This window comes from Winogradskyella psychrotolerans, assembly GCF_018860565.1.
GTDB lineage: Bacteria > Bacteroidota > Bacteroidia > Flavobacteriales > Flavobacteriaceae > Winogradskyella > Winogradskyella damuponensis.
The window spans coordinates 295,411-317,294 of record NZ_JAHKPS010000029.1 but is presented as its reverse complement, the minus strand read 5'-3'; the positions used below and the strand labels follow the sequence as shown (position 1 = coordinate 317,294).

The following is a 21,884-nucleotide window of genomic DNA, read 5'->3' as shown; positions in this document are numbered from 1 at the left end:
TTTAAAACTGAATATTCAATAATTCTCCACTAATTTGTAGCACCTCTAACTCAGATAATTTGGCAGCAAATTTTGCCTGATTTCGACTTAATTCGGCATTAAGTAAATTTACTTGTGCTTGTCTAAATTCAATAGAATTAACTTGTCCTATTTTGAATTTTTCTTGTGTACGATCAAAGTTATTTTGAGCCGTTACAATATTCTTTTCTTGAATATTATAAATTTTAAGCTTATTCTGGTAATTATCCCAAGCATTATTGAAGTCTCGTTCTATATTAAGTAAAATATTTTCTTTTTGAAGCTTTTGGGTTTCAAGATTTATCTTAGCGTTTTTTACACGTGTTATGGTTGCCCCTCCATCAAACAGATTCCAACTTAAATTTAAACCCGCAGACAAACCTGTGTTTGTAGAAACCGCTAAAAGTGCCACTGCATTATTATTATTTTTGTTCCAGCCATAAGTTCCCGACAACCCAACTGTTGGTAGATAAGCAGATTTACCAGAACTAATATCAAGTTGACTAATTAAAATATTTTTTTCTGTTTGAAGCAATGCTATATTTCGAGACTTTGCTTTTTCAAATAAACTATCTTTATGAAATTGAAGCGCAAACTCAACGTCTGTTTCAACATTAAAATCATTGGAATAAACATCTCCCAAAACTAATTTTAAATCACGCTTAGCAATTTTTAAATCTTGTTTGATATTAATAATATTAATACTATCTGTGTTAATATCCACCTCTGCATTTAACACCTCTAACTTGGTACTCTGACCGTATTCAAACTGATATTCTGCTCTTATTAATCTATCTTTAGTATTATTCAAAGTTTCTTCTAATGCATTTAGATTATCTGAAAGCTGAGCCACATTATAATACACTGAAAATAGTTGAAGTATAGTTGTTTCTATAGTCTCTCTAGCTTGTAGTTCTGACAATTGATATTGCTCTTTTAACCGTTTATAATTATAACGTCTGCCTAAACCATCAAAAAGGGTGTAATTCAAACTCAAACTGGCATTATAATTAGAACTTTCTGCACCATTTAAAACGGCATCTGGCCTACCATCAGAAAATTCGGCTTCAGTATTGTCTAAATTATAGTTTGCACCTGCATTACCTGTAAGTGTAGGCAAAAAACCTGTATTAAGAATATTGGTATTATTCTCTGCAACTGCAACTGCATTTTTAGCAATTTTTACACCATAATTATTTTCTAAAGCTAAAGAAACGGCCTGCTCTTTAGTTAAAACTTCTTGTGCTTGCAAACCAATACAGTAAGCAAAAAACAGAAATGCAAGTATATTTTTAATGTTCATTTGCTTCATTTTGTTCTTTTATAGCACGTTCTACTTCTTCTTTAGTCACCTTATTTCCTGTAGCTAACCATTTACCTCCTTGTTTAATACTATTGCTAAATGATAAAAATAATGGCAAAACCAATAAGGTTAAAACCGTTGCATACGCAATTCCGAAAGAAATAGAAATAGCCATAGGCTTTAAAAATTGTGCTTGTCTACTTTTCTCTAATAACAATGGTGCTAAACCAGCAATAGTTGTTAATGAAGTTAAGAAAATAGCTCTAAACCGTGACTTCCCTGCTTCAGACAATGCCAAGTCAAAAGCCATACCTTCTCTAAGATTGCTATTGAATTTACCTATTAAAACTAAACCATCATTCACCATAATACCAATTAAAGCTATAATCCCTAAAAGGGATAAAATATTAACTTGAAAATCTAACAACCAATGTCCCCAAGCTACAGCTGTTAAACTAAACGGAATTAATAAAAGAAGTAAAAACGGTTGTGAGTAACTTCTAAATGTAAATGCAATCGTGATATAAATTAATATTAAAATAATAGGACCTGCTACACCTAAAGAACCAACTAATTTATCTTTTTCTCTATTCTGTCCCTCATAAGAAGCATTTATAGTTGGATGCTTAGATTGTAACTGTGGTATAAAAACAGTTTTAATATCATCCATGATATCTGTGGCACTTGTACTCGGATCTTTTAGATCTGCATACACTTGTATTTCTCGTTTACCTTCAAGGTGATTTATAGCAACATCACCTCTAGCAATACTGTAACTTGCAATATCTTTTAATGTTACACGTTCGCCTGTTGGTGTTACAATACGCATAGCGTCTAAATCGTTAATAGAACTTCTATTTTCTCTATCGTAACGCACCCAAACTTTAATTTCATCTTGTCCACGCTGAAAACGCTGTGCTTGCGCACCAAAAAATCCTGAACGCACCTGAGCCATTACGGTTCTTAAATCAAGTCCCAATAAATAGGCACTTTCTTTTAACTCTAATCGGATTTCCTTTATACCAGCAGGATCATTATCACCAATATCCTTAAGTAATGGATTTGATTCCAGATACTTTTTAAGCTCTAATTTGGACGCTTTTAATTCTTCAATATTATTACTTAATAAAGAAACTGATACAGGACTACCACCAAAGTTTCCTCCTGAACCATAAATTAATCGTTCTGTACCTATTACAGGGCCTACTAATTCTTCTAATCTATTAGTAACTAAATCTGATTTTATGTCGTCTGGACGTTCTTCTCCTGGTAATAAATTAATTCTTAATCTCGCACTAGAACTACTACTAATTTCTACTATCGTATTTTCAAATAATTGTTTACCAGTACCTTTAAGAAATTTCTCTGTTAGTTCTTCATTTACAATAAATGCTTTCTCTTCTATCATAGAAATAATAGAATCAGTAATTTTTACATTCGTTCCTGCAGGCATTACTAGTTCTATATTGGCAGCATCACTAGCGACTCTCGGAAACATCGTAACACCTATCACACCTCCACCAAGCGACCCAAGTGTTAATACTAGCAAAGCAACAAAAACACCTAATGAGAATAATTTAAATTTTAACACACGATTTAAAATAGGTGTATACACCCTATCTCGTAAAAAAGACATTAGCCGATCTCCACCGTTATTAATAGCTCTCATAAATGAGAAAAACTGTTTTATTTTTGAAGGATTTTCATCAACCTTCTGAGCTCTTAGCGCTTTAGAATGTGCTAAGTGAGCTGGTAAGATAATTAGCGCTTCTACTAAAGACACCACTAATGTTAAGATTACAATAACGGCAACTTCACTAAAAAACTCACCGATTCTACTATCTAAAAAGAAAAACAAAGAAAAGGCTAAAAGCGTCGTAATAATTGCAGATACCACAGGCGGAATAACTTCCATAGTACCATCGATAGCCGCTTGAATTGGACTTTTTCCTTTTTCGTAATGCTGATAGATGTTCTCAGCAATTACAATACCATCATCCACCAAAATACCAATAACGATAATCATTCCAAAAAGCGACAATACATTAATAGTGACGTCAAATTGAGCGGCAAATATAAACATCCCTAAAAATGAAATAGGCAGACCAAAAGCCACCCATAATGCCAAACGTGTATTTAGAAATATCGATAAAAACACTAAAACCAGAATCATACCAACAATAGCATTTTCCGCTAATAATTGGGTTCTTTGTTTTAAGGTCACAGATAAATCTCGAACCACATCTAACCTTATATTAGTATACTTTTGATTGTACTCTTCTATATAGGCATTTATTTTATCTGCTGATGTAATTAAATCTTCATTATTAGTACTTGTAATCGAAATGTTAACAGCCAACTCTTGATTAAAATAGGTCGCATTTGGTGTTTCAGAAAAACGATCTCTAATGACCGCAATGTCTTTTAAACGAATTACTTTTCCGTCCGAAGACGCTCTTACAATAATATTAGAGAGCTCGCTACCGTAATATTGTTTGTTATTCGCTCTGATTAAATACTCCTCTGCAACCGTTTTTACATTACCACCAGTAACTAAAATATTGGCATTAGTGACAGCTGCTGCCACCTCATTAAACGTAAGGTTATAAGCTAATAAATCGAGTTCATTAACGGCTATTTCAATTTCTTCCTCGGGAAATCCTGAGATTTCAATTTGAGAAATACCATCAATTGCTCGTAAATCTGTTTCTACTTGGCGTGCTAATTGATTGAGTGTTACTAAAGGAATGTCTTTTCCACTAATTGCAAAAGAAATCGTTTCTCGCACTGCTTCTTGCTTAGAAACTACTAACGGCTCCATACCCGTTGGAAACGATGGTACACGGTCTACTGCATTCTTCACTTCAAGAAGCATAAAGTCTAAACTCTCTCCTTTTTCAATTTCTACCGTAATACTTCCACTATTTTCACGCGATGTTGACGTTACGCAATCAACCCCTTTAAGTCCTTTTAGGTTATCCTCAATTTGAAGTACAATGCCTTCTTCAATTTCTTGAGGCGAAGCACCGGGGTAAGCAATATTAATATTGATAATTTTAGACTCTGTAAGCGGAAAGAATGACGATTTTAAAGATAAAGCGCCAATAGTACCAAAGACAATAAATGCTATAATAAAAATATTTACTGCAACATGATACCTTATAAAATATTCAATTAATTTTCTCATTATTGAATAGAATCAGAAGTTACAGTATTGCCTTTTGCTGCTTTAACATGCATTCCGGCATAAGCACCAGGCACAGGTTTTCTTAAAATTATAGTCCCATTTGGCACATCCTTTAAAATAACTTTTGCATTAGAAAAGTGTACTGGTTTCACTGCTATTACATCAAGTAAACTATCGTTAACCACATATATTTCTTGACTATCTAACAACAAGTTTCTGTCAATTTCTATAGCATTCTCAACCTTTTCAGCATTCAAATTTGCTTCAAGATACATACCTTCTTTAAGGTCTGAATGTTTAACTTCGATATAAGCCGTTATAGTTTGTGTAGTTGCATCTATACTTCCATTAACTCTAGAAACTTTACCTTTATAAGTTTTACTATTATCTAAACTGGTAAGTGTAACGTCTTCGCCTTCTTTTAAAACATCGGCAAAAGATTTACTAATAGCCACTTCCATTTCGTAAACTGAAGGGTTAATAAATTCTCCTAATTTCTGGCCATTTCGCACTAAGGTACCTTCAGTAACTAAGGCTTCGGTTAATATCCCTGAAAATGGTGCTGTAATTCTGTATTTTGTTAAACGCTGTTCTAGGTTTTTAACATTATAATACGCACTCACAATACCTCTACCTGTTATAAAGTAATTTTCTTTTTCGTTAGAGATTTCTGGAAGTTTTGGTGTTGTTTTATTTAAATCAAAGCTATTTAAATACGTTTGCCATTTTTGAAATACATCTGAAAAATCTAAACGCAAATCTGGCATTATAGCAGCAATACTATTATATAAAGTACTTTTAGCAGATTGAACACTCGCGTAGTATTCTGAGGCATCTATACGAATTAATGTTTCTCCTTTATTGAATTTCTGACCTGGTTTAAAAAGCTTTGAACCTATTTTAAATAATCCTTGAACTTCAGAATACAACTCAACACGTTGCAAAGCAGTAAGATTTCCATTCGCTGTAATCACAATAGGTACTGTTGTATTTTTAACAGTGTCTACAAGAACCGTTTTAACCACTTTAGGTATAACAGGTTTTGGTTTGTGTTTGTTATCTATAAGATAATTAGCATAAATAATTGCACCTATTATTAATGCAACTCCTAAAACGGATAAAATAATTTTTCTTAACATAAGCTCGTTGGTCGTCAATAATTTACAAAGCTAACTTTATAGCTAAGTGAAGCCGTTAAAAAAATCTTAATTATTAACTAGAAATCTCATCGAGCTCAAACTGAACCGCTTCCCAGTCGCTCATTAATTTCTCTAAAGCCTTTTTCTTTGCTTGATATTCATCAAAAAATTTAGGATCTGAAGCTGTATTATCATAATCTGTTGCCAATTTTACATCATCAGCTTTAATATCTTTTTCTAGCTGATTGATTTTAGATTCAATATTGCTCAACCTATTATTTAACGATTTTAATTTTTTCTGATCTTCGTAACTTTTCTTATTGCTTTCCTTTGGTTTGTCTTCTACTACAGTTCTCTTTTCAGCTTCTCTTAAGTTTTCAAGATTACGTTGTTCTAAATAAAAATCAATATCGCCTAGATATTCTTTTATATTTTGATCTTTAAATTCGTAAACAGTATCCGTCAAACCTTGAAGAAAATCTCTATCGTGGGAGACTAATATTAAGGTGCCTTCAAACTTTGTCAACGCTTCTTTTAATACGTTTTTAGATTTAATATCTAAGTGATTCGTAGGCTCATCCATAATAAGCACATTTAGTGGCTGCAATAATAGCTTAGCTAAAGCCAAGCGATTTCGCTCTCCACCAGAAAGGACTCTTACATATTTTTCTGCTTCTTCTCCTCTAAACAAGAAAGACCCTAAAATATCTCTAACTTTACTTCTATTGGTTTCATTTGCCGCATCAATCATGGTGTCTAAAACCGTTTTATTTCCGTCTAAATACTCTGCTTGATTTTGTGCGAAATAACCAATTTGAACGTTATGCCCTAAAGTTAGTTTACCTTCGTGTTCAAGTTCTCCAACAATAATTTTTGCTAAAGTTGATTTCCCTTGTCCATTTTGCCCAACAAATGCGGTTTTAATATCACGTGGCACTGCTAAATTTACATTATGCAATACTTGTAAATCGCCATAACGTTTAGACACATTTTCTAATTCTACAACCACTTTTCCTGGTGTAATAGAAACTGGAAAATTTAAGGACATTACACTGTTATCATCTTCATCAACTTCAATACGATCAATCTTATCTAATTTTTTAATCAGCGATTGCGCCATTGTCGCCTTAGATGCTTTAGCTCTAAACTTTTCAATAAGCTTTTCGGTTTGTTCAATCTTCTTCTCTTGATTTTTTTGAGCTGCTAATTGCTGAACCTTCATTTCCTTACGCAAAGCTAAAAATTTGGTGTAAGGCTTATTGTAATCGTAGATTCTACCTAATGAAATTTCAATGGTACGATTGGTAACATTGTCTAAAAACATTTTATCGTGAGATACAATGACTACAGCACCACTATAACCTTTTAAAAAGTTTTCTAACCAAATAATAGACTCAATATCCAAGTGGTTAGTAGGCTCATCTAAAAGTAATAAGTCATTATTTTGAAGTAGAAGTTTTGCTAATTCAATTCGCATTCTCCAACCACCGGAGAATGTATCTGTTAGTTTATTAAAATCTTCACGTTTAAAACCTAATCCTTGAAGAATTTTCTCTGTCTCTCCTTGGTAATTGTAACCTCCTAAAATTTCGTATTGATGCTGAACATCATTCAAATCAACCATTAATTGATGATAGGATTCACTTTCGTAATCTGTGCGCTCAGCTAATTGCGTGTTAATTTCTTCAAGCTGCGCTTCACATTTTTTAATCTCTTTAAATGCTTGATAGGATTCTTCTAATACTGTTTTACCTAAATCGAAGTCAATATCTTGCTTTAAAAACCCGATTTTCATATCCTTATCTGCTGCAATTTGACCAGAATCAGCTTCTTGTTCTTTTGACAAAATTCGAAGCATAGTAGATTTACCTGCTCCATTTTTACCAATTAAACCAATACGATCTCCAAGACCGAGTTTAAATGTAATTTCTTCAAAAAGGTATTCTCCTTGAAATGATATAGAAAGATTATGGATATTTAGCATAAGTTTTTTGAATAATACAATTGCGATTTTGAGTTACAATTGTTACAATGCTTCAGTTATATTATTTTATCTTAGCATTGTCTTAGAAAACGCAAAAGTAAAGGTTTTAGTTATGATTAGAAAAGGAATGAAACTTTATAGTATTCTTTTTGGTGTATGTCCAAAATGTCACCAAGAATCCATGTACCAGAATAAAAACCCTTATGTGCTTTCGGAAGTTATAAAAATGCGAGAAACTTGCTCGCATTGTAAGACTAAATATCAAATAGAGCCCTCTTTTTTCTATGGCTCAATGTATGTAAGCTATGCTGTTGGTATTGCTTTTGCCGTAGCAGCATTTATTATTAGTTATAATATATTAGGATTTTCTTTAACGATTGCTTTTATAGCTATTGTTGTTACACTAATTGCATTTATGCCTGTAATTATGCGTCTCTCTCGTAATATCTGGATTAATCTTTTTATGAGTTACGACAAAGAATTGGTAAAAAAATCGACTACAGAATCAAAACAACATTAATTACTCAAAACGCTTAATATTAATAGCGTCATCTAACTTTTCATCGTTTTCTATAAATCGAAATAATTTACCTGCCACATAAGGCGCAATCATAACTCCTCTTGTTCCTAAGCCATTTAACACATAAATATTATTGTGTTTTGGATGTCTACCAACCAATGGTCGTCTATCTTTTACAGTAGGTCTTACTCCTGCAATATGATTAACAACTTTAAAATCACATGTAATAAATGTCTTTAATTTTGAAGTTAATTCTTCTTTAGCTAAGGCTGTTGGTCTATTCGTTTTATCAAGATTATTATATGTAGAGCCTACGTTATACAAATCATTGCCTAAAGGAATGATAAATACCGAAGCTTTTATAGCGTAATCATTTTTTAAATCGGGTGCTTTAATAGTAAGTATTTCCCCTTTAGAACCTGTAAGCGGAATTGTACTGAAATATGGGTTTTGTTTTATACCAAAGCCTTCTGCAAATACAATTTGCTTTGCCTTTACATTTTCGTATACAATAGATTCATTATTAAATTGAATGTTATCATAAATAAACGATTGTTCTTCTAGGCAATTAGCTTCTCTAAGAAGTTTTTTGTAACTCGTTATAAGCATTTCTGTATCTAAACGACCTGCATGTAAGACTTCACCAAAGCCATAAGGAGCATCAATTTCAGAATTATTATTTTTAATAAGCTGAAGCGAAAGGTAAGGTTCTAAAGAAGGCTTGTCTGATGCCGTAAACCATTTATTCTGCTCTTCAATGGAAGTAAATCGTCTTAATATACGAAGTTTATAATCTACTTTTATATTCAGTTCATTTTCAATTTTAGCATATAAAGGCAATGCTAATGCGAGTTGTTCTTTAGCCATCCAAACTTCAGAGAATCGTTTCAAGATAACCGGGTTATATAATCCTGCCGCTACTATAGATGATTGCTGAGAATCATCGTCAAAAACAATAAATGTTTTGTTATTGGCTCTTAATTCTTCACAAAAAGAGATGCTTGCCAATCCGCATCCTACAATGATATAATCTACGTCTTTCATTACAGCAAAAGTAAATAAATATAGACTCTAAAAGCCTTAGGAAGACAGATAAAATATTGATTGCAAAAAAAAACGCTCACTTAAAAAGTGAGCGTTTATATTATTTTATGTTAAGTTAACTAGTAACTCCACATATCTTGTTCAAAGTTTCTAATCTTATCTTTGATACGTTCTGATTCTAAAAGCTGCATTAATGCATTTTCTGCAACGTAATCTTTTACTTCTCTATCACCATAAACATTTTCTTCTTTATAAATAACTGAACTAAAACGTCTGCTATTTAATATGTGATCAAATGAAAGTGGTACAGCACTATTCTTATTATTGAAAGCCTTAGCCTCATGAAGAATATCTCTTAATTCAGGATAAAAGATCCAAAATAAACCAATTGGTTCTTTATTAGCTTCATCATCAGAATCAATAAAGTTAACATCTGGTGCTGCAGGTGCAATACCTAAGATACGATATTTTAATTCACCTTGACGCTTATCAAAGTACCAAAGTCCTTTAACGAGATAAGAATTAATATCTGCAGGTCCTATCTCACGACGAATAACATACTCTTCAGGTACAAGAGAGGTATCAGAAACACCTTCTTGATTCATCCATTCGATTCCTTCATCTTGAATTTCTTCCTTTTTTAATGAAGGCGCTAAATCTTCCATAGTACGTTCTTCAGTAAAATATGAATCGGCGTACACCTTTGGTATAGTACCATTATTGATGTTTTCCATTAACACCATATATAATGATTTTCTATCGTCTCCTAAATTGCTTTCAGTAGGAAAGTATAAAGGGAAATTAGCACGTTCATCTAAAACTATCTTTTCCCAAGTCATTTTAGAAAATAAGATATCTCTATCACCAACATATCCATACTCTAAAGGCTTGTCGTTATCTAGAAGTAACTGCGCTTCAGTTTTCATACCAACTTCTTCTGGTATTTTTGCATTTAGGATATTAGCTTGAGCAAACATACTGTTTGCGGCTAAAACACCTAATCCTATACATAAAAAGCTTTTTAAATTCATCTTATCTTTTATTATAATTTGGGATTTTCTTATCAAATGATAACGTTAATTATCACAATCAACTATTGATTAGTTTGTTACTTCAACCGCTACAGGAGAAACACCTTTTAAGTTATAACTAGAATTACCTGTAATCTTAGCTTTAATCTCAAAAATAGTTATTACATCACCTTTACGAGCTCTATTAATAGCTGATTTTGCTTGGCTATTCATTTTAGTACCAGCAACCAATACTGTAGGTTGTCCAGGAACTTTTATTTTAAACGATGTTACACTAATTGGTAAATCGAATACGAAATCATCCAATTTAGCACCAACTGTTCCAATTTCTATGTTACGCTTAGGTAATTTTGCAATACCATCTTTACCAGAAATTGTACCTGTAGGTTTAGGTATATCTTTAATTCTAAATGTCTTCTTGTCGCTAGCCTTAGAACCATCGTCTAAAGTAGCAGAAACATTAATGGTTACTTCTCTACCTGTTCCTGGATTCATTACATATTTACCAGTACCAGAACCTTTAGATAAACCTGCTCCGCTAGCACTTACTTTATTATCTGGTACACCCGCAAAAGATATTGTCATTGGGTTAGCAACACCACGATAAACAACGTTCATCTTATCTGCAGAAATTGTTGCAGAATTTGGTCTTGGAACAACCACATAGTTACCAATAATTGGAATATCTAATGGCTTACCATCTTCAATAAAGGTAAATTGACCTTCTACTTGATGCTCACCAACATTACCTACGTTAAAGTCTAATTTTGCTGCACCTGTAGAATCAATAGCATTTGTTAAATCAATTTCTTGACCTTGCACATTTAATTTCGTTGGTGTTACATTAGCGTATTTACCTAACACAACTCTACCTTGGAACTTCTCACCTGCAAAGAATGCAGACTTATCAGCTAAAACGATAGCTTTATAGTTCTTTAATGATACTGCTTCTGTTACTAAGTTTCCTAAGAAACCGTTGTACATATTAGTTTCTGTCGCTTTAATATCATTTTGCATTGCTGTTAACTTCGTGTAAGAAGCAATAGCTGGGAACCCTTGAAAATGATAATCTAACCATTTTTTCTTTGCTCCTTCACTATCAACGATTGGCTCTAAGCTGAAACGCTTTTCAAAGCTTTCAATTACTTTAGACCATTTTACATCGTCGCCTACAATTTCTTTAATATCAGATTTATACTTTTCTATTGCTGCTACGATTTCATCACCTCTCTTAGTGTAACGGTCACCTGTGAACCATAATTCATCAAGCTTATCTCCCTTATCCATTTCTTCGTAAGGTAATTCACCGTTCTCTTCTCTTTCGTATCCCCCTTTTTTTACAATATCTTCTTCCTTTACAGTTTCGATAAATTTGTAAAATGCATCAGATACTTTACTAATTTGTTGTGCTTTACTCGCTACAACTGCAAAATCTTCTGGTTTTTCTTCAGCCTTTTTTTCTAACTGATCTAAGATACCTTCATTTGAAGCTGCCGCTAACTCATTAGCATTATCAAATTTAGTATTCATTAACCCAAATGCAGATAGTACTTCTTTTGACATGGTCATTGCGATCATGGCAATAAATACCAAATACATTAAGTTAATCATTTTTTGCCTTGCGGACTGTTTTCCTCCTGCCATTTCTAACTAGTTTTTTAATTATTAATTAATATGATTATAAAAACCAATTAGTTCTTGTTCATTGCAGTTAACATACCTCCATATACACCATTTAAAGATGAAAGGTTAGATGCTAATGATTGCATTTGCTCTTTTAATTTAGTCGCATTTTCTACAGCTTCTTCATTGATAGCAGCTTGTCTGTTAGCGCTTTCAACTTGTAATTTATAAAGACTGTTTAAAGACTCCATTTGAGCAGCAGCTAATGACATTTCTTCGCTATATTTCTTTTGAGCTGCCATTGAGTCTACTGTAGGAGAAATTCCTTTTGCAGCACCTTCAAAGTTTTTGATGCTATCACCTAAGCTTGCCATAAGCGCACCATCGATTTTAGCTTCTTTTAATAAATTATCTAATTTCTTAGATAATAAACCTTCTGCATCTTTAGGCTCTTCTATTGCTTTCTTCTTTTTACCTAATGATTGTCCACCAGCTAATTCAGGATATACTAAAGACCAATCTAAGTCATCTCCTTGCTTCTCAAAAGCAGAGATTGTAAATACTATTGCTTCAACAATCATACCCAGGGTAAGAATAAGGGATCCATAAGGCCAGTGTTGGATTTTGAATAATGCTCCAATAATTACAATTGCAGCTCCTAGTCCATAGACCATATTCATTGTTGATAATTTCTTTTGTGCCATGATTTTAAATTTTTGTTTTCAAATGAGCTTGGTTAATTAGGACTCATTTAGGATTAATATTAGGTTTAAGTTAAGTTTAATTTTTAGTTTGTAGCTGCGTTTTTAGTGACCTCAGTTCCCATATAATCTTGAACTGTTCTAAATCCGATATAGCTTCTTGCAGAATCTGCATATTCATAATCTCTTGAACTTACTTGCAAGAAATAGGCAACATCTTTCCAAGACCCCCCTCTTACTACTTTACGAGCATTGTTAGGATCATTTACATTAGGATTAATTGTTGACGAATATTCATACGATGCAGGATCATAAGAACCGTTTACCCATTCTGAAACGTTACCTGCCATATTATATAAGTTGAAATCATTAGGATCATAAGCATCCGCTTCTACAGTATACAATGCTTGATCTGCCGCGTAATCTCCACGTAATGGTTTGAAGTTAGCCATGAAACAACCTCTATCGTTTTTAGTATAAGGTCCACCCCAAGGATAAGTTGCACCTTGTAAACCTCCACGTGCTGCATATTCCCATTCTGCTTCAGATGGTAGTCTGTATTTATTTACAGCATGCTTTCCTCTTTTCTTTCTGTCTGCATTGTGATATAAAGTTCTCCATTGACAAAAAGCCTGTGCTTGTTTCCAAGACACACCTACAACAGGATATGCTCCATAAGCATCATGCCAGAAATAATCATTATGCATTGGTTCGTTATAAGAATAAGCGAAATCTCTAATCCAAGCCGTTGTATCTGGATAAATTTCAACTTCTTGCTGAACTATAACTTCAGAACGTTTTAATCCTCTATTCTTAGCCGCTTTAGCTATTTCCATATAGGTATACTGAAATTTAAATTGCTTTACATCCCAGGTACGTTGACCGTTATATGATTCTTCTAATGGTAAATACATACCATCCATGACTTCGGCATACAATTCATCTGGATAATCATCAGTATCAAAATACAATTCTACATCACGATTAATTTTTCTTTGCTCGTTTCCATAGGTATTCACCATATAGCTTTCATAAGCATTCAGGTTATTTGGATCTGAATCGACATAAGCAAACTCTCCAATATCTCCATTTCCTGGTGTTTTTCCTTCTAAGTCAGCCATTTCAGCTAATTTTAATCTTAGTGTAGAATCTCTTACCCATTCTACAAATTGACGATACTCGCTATTTGTAATTTCAGTCTCGTCCATATAGAACGCACGAACAGTTGCTGTTTTAGTTGGAGCATCTTGTACGCCAGCTAAATCATCATCTGACTTACCCATAATAAAAGCTCCGCCAGGTACTAACGTCATCCCATAGGGCTTTTCTGGATGCCATTTCTTACCCTTAACACCTACCAATTGTCCTCGATCTCCGGAATTACAACTGGCGACCATAACTAGTACTGCTGTTAGTAAAATAAACTTCTTAATATTCATAGTAACTCTAGGTTAAATTAGTCCTTATTATTTTTGAGGTCGTAAACATATTTATATATTTCCGAATAAACAACTTTTTTTTTGTTTTTTTTGCATTTCACCCTTAAAATAAGCATTTCGTCGATTAAAAAAATGTTAAAATTCGATTAAGTGTTCGCTTTAGAAGCTATTCTTCCTATAAGCTTTATACCAACGCTCAGGTATTTCACCTTGAGTTGCGTGCACATAATCGGAATGCATGCATGGTAATAACGTATGCTTTTTTAATTTATTATTAACATTTGGTAAAAAAGGTATTTCAATCCACCAACGTCCTGTTTTTAAGCTTTTATAAAAAATCAATTCGTCATCCTCTACCAACACATTATACTTTTGGTAATGATTTTCGTTATTAAACTGATCATCTTTAACTCGGCAATTAACTCCTTCAATAAAATACCATATCATTTGAGCGACGAGCATTGATGTTGCACTATCATTCTTAGATCCATTGTATTCATAAATACCAAAGGACGATACTTTATTACTTATGCCTGCATATCTACTGATAGCACAAATCTCTTTTCCTGAAAATCCATTAGGAGAATATTTTTGATTATCGCTAACCTCAGCAGCTCTAATCGACTTTAAATCGACAGATACGATATGTGCATCTCGCATTAAAGGCTCAACTTTATTTATATCTCCAGAAATTTCACCTAAACGGTAGGCCTCAAAGTATAACTTTTCTATGAGATCTATTTCTTCTTGGGAGTTAAAATATGTTTGATACCCTATTGTTGAATAATTAAACAGATTATATGGCTCTTCTACAATGACTTTTCCCACATAACTATTATTCTTAATCGGAAGGTTAGCATCTCCTAAATCGAAATTCGTATCCACACTTACAATATTTACCATTGGTAACAGTGAATCGTAAGCACGATAATTAGCGTAAGTTAAATCTTGACTTCCTCCTAACACAATAGGAATCACTCCCTTCTCTACTAAAACAGATATTGCTGTTCGAATAGCAAAATATGTATCTTCAACTGTCTCACCTGGTTCTATATCTCCTAAATCAGCTAGTGTTGTATGCCAATTACCAGGAAATAAAGAGTAGAACGTTTTACGGATAGAATCAAAATTTACATGAGCTCCCATGTAATTAACGTCATTTCTATTCTCCTGAACGCCAATGATTGCCATTTGAACGTTTTCTAAATCTGGTATTCCGTTTTGACGAGAATGTACTTTAATTTTTTTCCCTAGCGCTTGTTGCGCTGTTAGTTCATTATGAGCTAAAACCGCATCTGATACAGGCGTGAGGAAATTAAAATTCATATTCAATTATTTCTTTTTAGTTGTAGCTTTCTTTTTTGTTGCTGTTTTCTTAGTGGCTTTCTTTTTTGTCGCCTTCTTTTTAGGTGCGTTTTTTTCGAGAATTTCTTGTGCTTTCTCTAAAGTCATTTTACTCACATCAACCGTTTTGGCTAACTCAACTTTTTGTTTGCCTTTTATAATGTTGTGTCTTCCCCATCTTGCCTTCTCTATTCTTACACCAGCATCTTCCCAATTATGGATAACCTTATCAATTTCTTTCTGAATTTTTTCTTCAATCAAAGTAACGATATCTTCTTCAGATAAATTATCCCAATCGTATTTTTTATTTACATTAATAAACATGTTGTTCCATTTGATAAATGGTCCAAAACGCCCTTTACCTTTGGTAACTTCCATATCTTTATACATATATATGGGAGCATCTGCTAATTCTTTCTCCTTTATATATATTAGTGCTTCATCCATCTCTACACTTAAAGGATCAACTCCTTTAGGCAATGAGACAAACTTTTTACCAAATCTTACGTAAGGTCCAAAACGTCCATTATTAACTTCGACTTCTTCATCTTTATAGTGACCTAAAGCTTTTGGAAGTTTAAATAAATCCATAGCCTCTTCATAGGTAATAGAATTAAGCTGTTGGTCTGGAGATAAGCTTGCAAACTTAGGCTTATCTTCATCGTCCATGGTACCAACTTGCACCATTGGCCCAAACTTACCTAGACGCACGCTAACTTGACGACCAGTCTTTGGATCTGTACCCAAAATACGTTCTCCTGATTCACGTTCTGCATTTTCTTGCACATCTTCAACCTGTGGATGAAAGCCTTTATAGAAATCTTTCATCATTTCTCTCCAATCTTCTTTTCCTTCCGCAATATCATCAAACTTATCTTCTACTTTAGCAGTAAAGTTGTAATCTAATATGCTTTCAAAATGATTGACTAAAAAATCGGTAACAATCATACCAATATCTGTTGGCACCAATTTACCTTTATTAGAACCTGTTTGCTCTGACAGTGTATTATCTTTTATCTTTTGATCTTCAAAAACCAATTGCTTATAAGCTCTTTCATCTCCTTCATGCGTTCCTTTTTCAATATAGTTTCTATTTTGAATAGTAGAAATGGTTGGTGCATACGTTGACGGACGACCAATACCTAATTCTTCTAATCGCTTTACTAATGAAGCTTCAGTAAATCTTGCAGGAGGTCTCGTAAAACGTTCGGTTGCTGTGATATATTTATTTTGAAGTGCTTCACCAACTTTTAAATCTGGTAAAATACCATCTTGCTCAGTATCTTCATCATCTGTTCCTTCTAAATAGACTTTAAGGAATCCTTCAAATGTTATGATTTCACCATTGGCTGTGAATTGTTCGTCTATCTTATTTTTTGAATTAATTTGAATTTTAAGATTCGTACGCTCTAGCCTTGCATCACTCATTTGCGAAGCAATAGCACGTTTCCATATTAAATCATATAATCTTGCTTGGTCGCGCTCGGCATTAACAGTATGGTTTGAAAAATCTGTAGGTCTAATCGCTTCGTGAGCTTCTTGTGCTCCTTTAGATTTTCCTTTATAATTTTTTGGATTACTAAATTCTGAACCGTAAGCCGAAATAATTTCGTTCTCTGCTCCTTTTTTAGCTTCATCAGATAAATTAACACTATCTGTTCTCATATAAGTAATAAGACCTGCTTCGTACAAACGTTGTGCATTTTGCATCGTTCTACTCACAGAAAATCCTAATTTACGTGACGCTTCTTGTTGGAGTGTTGACGTTGTAAACGGTGCAGCAGGTGATTTCTTTGCTGGTTTCTTTTGTAAATCTGAAACCTGATAAGTCGCGCCTAAATTATTATTAAGAAAATCTAACGCCTCTTTTTCAGAATCGAAATTCTTAGGCAATTTGGCTTTAAAAGAATTTCCGTCTTCGTTTGTAAATTCTGCATCTACTCTATACGAAGCTTTAGGTTCAAAAGCTTGCACATCGCGTTCGCGTTCTACAATTAAGCGTACTGAAACCGATTGTACTCTACCTGCAGACAGGCCACCTTTTACTTTTCGCCATAATACAGGAGATAATTCATAACCTACAATACGATCTAAAACACGTCTTGCTTGTTGTGCATCCACTAAGTTATAATCAATACTCCTTGGATTTTCAATGGCTTTGTTTATTGCACTTTTTGTAATCTCGTGAAAAACGATACGTTTCGTTTTATCTTTATCTAATTTTAATGTTTCAGCTAAATGCCACGCAATTGCTTCCCCTTCTCGATCCTCATCACTTGCTAGCCAAACAACATCTGCTTTCTTTGCTAATTCTTTTAATTTCTTAACAACATCTTTTTTGTCTTTAGAAACCTGATACTTAGGCATAAAATCTCCTTCTACATCTACCCCTAACTCCTTAGATGGCAAATCTGCAATGTGTCCAAAACTGGACTCTACTTTATAATCTTTTCCTAAAAATTTCTCTATGGTTTTAGCCTTAGCTGGTGACTCAACAATAACTAGATTCTTCGACATTCTTAATTTTTTGCGTTTACAAATGTATATGAAAATTAAGATACAATCCTAATTTGGTCGTAAATACGATGCGTTTTATCGTGATTTATTTATTATTAAGTACAGAAAAAGCCTTACAAATTGTAAGGCTTCTAGTGTTTATAAATATTTATAAGTCTTAATTAATATGAATATAAAATTGATTCTTCTAACCCTTCAATATTTAGTAATACTTCATTTGTCCCTTCAATTCTAAGCGCTGTTAAATCAAAATTTTCTTCTTTATTGAAGACGGCTAAACAATCTTCATTATTATGAAGTGTTAATTTTAAATAGCGTTGATTAGGAAACGACTCTGCCACATTTCCCGAATCTATTAAAGACATAAGCCAAGTGCTGGCATCACAACCACTACCTGAAACAATAAGAGCCAAGCAGTCGTCATTAATAATAGCACTATCTATTGCATGTGACTCTGCAGCTTGGTACGCAACAGCATCTATTACAACTTCTAAACCACAAGGCACAACCACATTATCATCTTCATTACATTGCATATTCATTACTAACAAACACAACAACGACAGCATTAAAATTTTCCTGAATTTCATAAGATCGATTTCTTTGTAGATGTAAAACACCTTCAAAGGTTGCGTTAAAATGTAGATAATTGCTCAATTCGTCTCATTTGATCGCTTTCATCATCAAAACCAATAACGTCTTTATATATTAAATAGGCAGGCAAATGACTAAATGATTTAGTGACATACACTCCAAATCCACACATTAGAAAACCAACGATCCATGCCAAAACTCCTGTCATAAAAATAAGACCAAATGAAATCAACCACTTTTTATTACCAAGTTCAAAAGACAATGTAATAATTTCTAAAACAGACAATTCTGGATTAAAAGCATATACAACCACACTAAAAGACAAAGGAATAATAACATATATTAAAGGAAGCACACATAACATAGTCGCCAAAATAGCAATACCTGCAAATGAGGCACCTAATTTAATTGTTTTACTTAAGTAAGGTTTTTTGAAGAAATAAAAATAATCTTCTTTACCTATTTGTTCTAAATCTTTCAGTTTGCAAATTCTATAAAAAGCAGCTTTAAGACCAAACGCTATAGAACTCATTGCTACAATTAAAAAAATATAAACTACAATAAATACAAGCCCAAAAACAACACCCATACTTGTTGAATCATGAGTATCATAACCATTCTCAAATGTAAGCGCATTCATAAAACCAAAAAATAACAAAGGAATATAAACAACCATTATTACAGGTATAGCCAAAACTAAATTTAGTAATAATGTAACCAATCCTTGTACCCAAACCTTTTTAAACAATTCTATAGATTGATTAAAAATAGCACCAAAGTCTAATGCTTTTGCGTTTACTATTCGGTTTTTAATATCTGTGGTGTTCATTTTTTAAGGCAGTCTGAGTTAGTTTTTCAAACTAAAGCTATTTTTAAGAGATATTCAACTATTATCTTAACAAACCTTTTAAACACAGACACAATACTATGGCTTAAAATAAATCTTAACTAAATTATAACTGCCACTTTGTCACAATCTATAAAATAATATTATCTTTGCATCCTTATTGAGATGAGATAGAAATAGAATTTAGCTTTCCGCTTTCGAGTTTCGAGGAAAATAAATATGGAAAAAATTATAGACGAAAATAAACAAGGTGAGGCCTTAATCTTGGATAAAAAAGACGGTAACCAACGCAAACTATTTATAGAGAGTTATGGTTGTGCCATGAATTTTAGTGATAGCGAAATTGTAGCGTCTATTCTTTCTGAACAGGGTTTTAACACGACACAAACTCTTGAAGAAGCAGATCTTGTTTTGGTAAACACCTGTTCTATTAGAGATAAAGCCGAACAAACCGTTAGAAAACGATTACAACAGTACAATGCTATAAAACGACTAAACCCAAAAATGAAAGTTGGAGTGTTAGGCTGTATGGCAGAACGTTTAAAAACCAAATTTTTAGACGAAGAAAAAATTGTAGATTTAGTTGTAGGTCCTGATGCTTATAAAGACTTACCAAACCTTCTTGCCGAAGTTGATGAAGGTAGAGACGCCATTAATGTTATCCTTTCTAAAGAGGAAACATATGGCGACATTTCTCCTGTACGATTAAATAGCAACGGAGTAACAGCTTTTGTCTCTATTACTCGTGGTTGTGATAACATGTGTACGTTTTGTGTTGTTCCCTTCACTCGAGGAAGAGAGCGCAGTAGAGATCCACAAAGTATTATTGAAGAAGTTAACGACCTATGGTCTAAAGGCTTTAAGGAGATAACACTGTTAGGACAAAACGTTGACAGTTATTTATGGTATGGAGGCGGTTTGAAGAAAGATTTTGAAAAAGCCTCTGAGTTTCAAAAAGCAACAGCCGTAAATTTTGCCAAGCTATTAGAGCTATGTGCTAAAGCACAGCCTAAAATGCGTATTCGTTTTTCAACATCTAATCCTCAGGATTTCACATTAGATGTTATAGAAACAATGGCCAAATACGATAATATCTGTAAACACATTCATTTACCTGTACAAAGTGGAAGTAATCGTATTTTAAAAGAAATGAATCGTTTACATACGCGTGAAGAATATTTTGAGCTTATCGATAATATTAAACGTATAATTCCTGAATGTTCAATAAGTGTTGATTTAATTGCTGGTTTCCCTACAGAAACTGAAGAAGACCATCAAGACACCTTATCGCTAATGGAATATGTAAAATATAACTTTGGTTATATGTTCACTTATTCTGAACGGCCAGGAACTTTAGCTGGACGCAAAATGGAAGATGATGTTCCTGAAGCAACAAAAAAACGTCGTTTAAGTGAAATTATAGCTTTAGAACGCAAGTATAGTGAAATTAACACTCGAAATCACCTTAATAAAACAGTTGAAGTTTTAATAGAAAAAGCATCTAAAAAATCGGATTCTCAATGGTCTGGAAGAACTTCTGATAACACCGTAGCTGTTTTTCCTAAAGAACATTACAAAGTAGGAGATTTAGTAAATGTATTAATTACAGATTGCACAAGCGCAACTCTAATAGGTAAAGCTATTGGATATTCTAAAAATAATTAATTATGAAATACACTTTTTACATTATCCTATTTGCCTCTATGTTTTCCTGTAGTTCTGATGACAGCCAAGAAACAGAACCATCTAACACATTAATTATTAAACACATTACTGATATTAGAGAAAATAATGAGCGTAATTTTTATTTTGATTTAAACGGAAGATTAGTTTCCATTACAGATACTAATGCCCTTCCTGAGTATAATTATATTTTATCTGAATTTGAATACTCAAACGATAATAAACTTAACAGTTCTTACCACACTTATGGTACTGAAGAGGCGTTTATAAATCTCACTTACACTGATGAAAGTATTTCTAATTATCATTATATAACATTCGGTTATAGTACGGATTCTAACGTTGTAATTAACAATAACATCCTCAACTACAATGACCAAATGGATTCAGATATAGAAGAAGATGATTTAAATATTCAATGGACATTTAGTTCAGATCAATTAAAGTATGTAACGCAAAAAAAAGTCACCTTAATAAATAATGCGAACTCCGTACAAAATTTAACAGATTATGAATATGATAACAACTTCAATATCATTGGAAGTCATACCTCAATAAATTATGGCATTGAAGTTGATTACAGCAACACCTATACGTATGACGATAAAAAAAATCCGATAGCAGAATCTATGGACGGCTACAATTTAGCACTCTATTTTATGGATGACCATAACACCGTAGACATGTCACCAAACAATGTGTTAAGTAAAACCGATAATCAAGGAAATACATTAGCCTATAATTATGTTTACAACGATGATGATTATCCTATATCTGCAACCATAACAAATGTAGCAACAGGTGAAGTAATAAATACACTAACTTATACGTATTACTAACGGCAAAAGTATAACTGAAGAATGGTGAAAATTATGCTATTCGTAGTTGATTCAAAAAAAAAAAAAAAAAA

16 protein-coding genes are annotated in these 21,884 nt (G+C 33.0%); 3 read left to right on the top strand and 13 right to left on the bottom strand.

Annotated elements, in window-relative coordinates; all coding sequences use genetic code 11:
• Nucleotide 1: 1 nt before the first annotated feature.
• The 4 genes from KO504_RS16790 to KO504_RS16775 form a co-directional block, all read right to left on the bottom strand.
• Nucleotides 2-1,321, bottom strand: a complete 1,320-nt coding sequence (locus KO504_RS16790; protein WP_215928814.1) for a TolC family protein — start codon at nucleotides 1,319-1,321, stop codon at nucleotides 2-4.
• On the bottom strand, nucleotides 1,311-4,508 hold the full coding sequence (locus KO504_RS16785) for an efflux RND transporter permease subunit (RefSeq protein ID WP_215928812.1): 3,198 nt from the start codon (nucleotides 4,506-4,508) through the stop codon (nucleotides 1,311-1,313). The genes KO504_RS16790 and KO504_RS16785 overlap by 11 nt, the downstream gene beginning before the upstream one ends.
• Nucleotides 4,508-5,647: an efflux RND transporter periplasmic adaptor subunit gene (locus KO504_RS16780; RefSeq protein WP_215928810.1), complete on the bottom strand. Its 1,140-nt coding sequence runs from the start codon at nucleotides 5,645-5,647 to the stop codon at nucleotides 4,508-4,510. Before KO504_RS16780 ends, KO504_RS16785 begins: the two co-directional genes overlap by 1 nt.
• A gap of 73 nt (nucleotides 5,648-5,720) precedes the next feature.
• On the bottom strand, nucleotides 5,721-7,631 hold the full coding sequence (locus KO504_RS16775; RefSeq protein WP_215928808.1) for an ABC-F family ATP-binding cassette domain-containing protein: 1,911 nt from the start codon (nucleotides 7,629-7,631) through the stop codon (nucleotides 5,721-5,723).
• Between the two features lie 112 nt (nucleotides 7,632-7,743).
• On the opposite strand from KO504_RS16775, the gene KO504_RS16770 reads away from it, so the two are divergent.
• The gene (locus tag KO504_RS16770; protein WP_215928806.1) at nucleotides 7,744-8,151 is read left to right on the top strand and encodes a DUF983 domain-containing protein; all 408 of its coding nucleotides are present in this window, start codon (nucleotides 7,744-7,746) and stop codon (nucleotides 8,149-8,151) included.
• Here KO504_RS16770 and KO504_RS16765 read toward each other — a convergent pair whose 3' ends face one another.
• From KO504_RS16765 to KO504_RS16725, 9 genes are all read right to left on the bottom strand, one after another.
• Nucleotides 8,152-9,195: an NAD(P)/FAD-dependent oxidoreductase gene (locus KO504_RS16765; protein ID WP_215928804.1), complete on the bottom strand. Its 1,044-nt coding sequence runs from the start codon at nucleotides 9,193-9,195 to the stop codon at nucleotides 8,152-8,154. It abuts the gene before it with no gap.
• Nucleotides 9,196-9,314: 119 nt separating this feature from the next.
• Nucleotides 9,315-10,226 carry a gliding motility protein GldN gene (gldN, locus tag KO504_RS16760; RefSeq protein ID WP_215928802.1) on the bottom strand — a complete coding sequence of 304 codons (912 nt, stop codon included), beginning with the start codon at nucleotides 10,224-10,226 and terminating at the stop codon, nucleotides 9,315-9,317.
• 69 nt (nucleotides 10,227-10,295) lie between these two features.
• A complete protein-coding gene (gene gldM, locus KO504_RS16755; protein ID WP_215928800.1) occupies nucleotides 10,296-11,870 on the bottom strand; it encodes a gliding motility protein GldM in 1,575 nt (524 codons plus the stop codon).
• A 47-nt stretch (nucleotides 11,871-11,917) separates the two neighbouring features.
• Nucleotides 11,918-12,553: a gliding motility protein GldL gene (gldL, locus tag KO504_RS16750; protein WP_215928798.1), complete on the bottom strand. Its 636-nt coding sequence runs from the start codon at nucleotides 12,551-12,553 to the stop codon at nucleotides 11,918-11,920.
• Between the two features lie 83 nt (nucleotides 12,554-12,636).
• The gene (gene gldK / locus KO504_RS16745; RefSeq protein ID WP_215928796.1) at nucleotides 12,637-13,989 is read right to left on the bottom strand and encodes a gliding motility lipoprotein GldK; all 1,353 of its coding nucleotides are present in this window, start codon (nucleotides 13,987-13,989) and stop codon (nucleotides 12,637-12,639) included.
• 159 nt (nucleotides 13,990-14,148) lie between these two features.
• The gene (locus KO504_RS16740; protein ID WP_215928794.1) at nucleotides 14,149-15,315 is read right to left on the bottom strand and encodes a formimidoylglutamase; all 1,167 of its coding nucleotides are present in this window, start codon (nucleotides 15,313-15,315) and stop codon (nucleotides 14,149-14,151) included.
• 6 nt (nucleotides 15,316-15,321) lie between these two features.
• Complete coding sequence (gene topA / locus KO504_RS16735) at nucleotides 15,322-17,850, bottom strand: type I DNA topoisomerase (protein WP_215928792.1); 2,529 nt, start codon at nucleotides 17,848-17,850, stop codon at nucleotides 15,322-15,324.
• A 161-nt stretch (nucleotides 17,851-18,011) separates the two neighbouring features.
• Entirely contained in the window at nucleotides 18,012-18,440 is a 429-nt protein-coding gene (locus tag KO504_RS16730; protein ID WP_215928790.1) for a hypothetical protein, read from the bottom strand.
• A gap of 44 nt (nucleotides 18,441-18,484) precedes the next feature.
• Nucleotides 18,485-19,273 carry a hypothetical protein gene (locus tag KO504_RS16725; protein WP_215928788.1) on the bottom strand — a complete coding sequence of 263 codons (789 nt, stop codon included), beginning with the start codon at nucleotides 19,271-19,273 and terminating at the stop codon, nucleotides 18,485-18,487.
• A 237-nt stretch (nucleotides 19,274-19,510) separates the two neighbouring features.
• On the opposite strand from KO504_RS16725, the gene miaB reads away from it, so the two are divergent.
• Complete coding sequence (gene miaB, locus KO504_RS16720; RefSeq protein WP_215928786.1) at nucleotides 19,511-20,956, top strand: tRNA (N6-isopentenyl adenosine(37)-C2)-methylthiotransferase MiaB; 1,446 nt, start codon at nucleotides 19,511-19,513, stop codon at nucleotides 20,954-20,956.
• 2 nt (nucleotides 20,957-20,958) lie between these two features.
• Entirely contained in the window at nucleotides 20,959-21,813 is an 855-nt protein-coding gene (locus KO504_RS16715) for a hypothetical protein (protein WP_215928785.1), read from the top strand.
• Nucleotides 21,814-21,884: the final 71 nt, after the last annotated feature.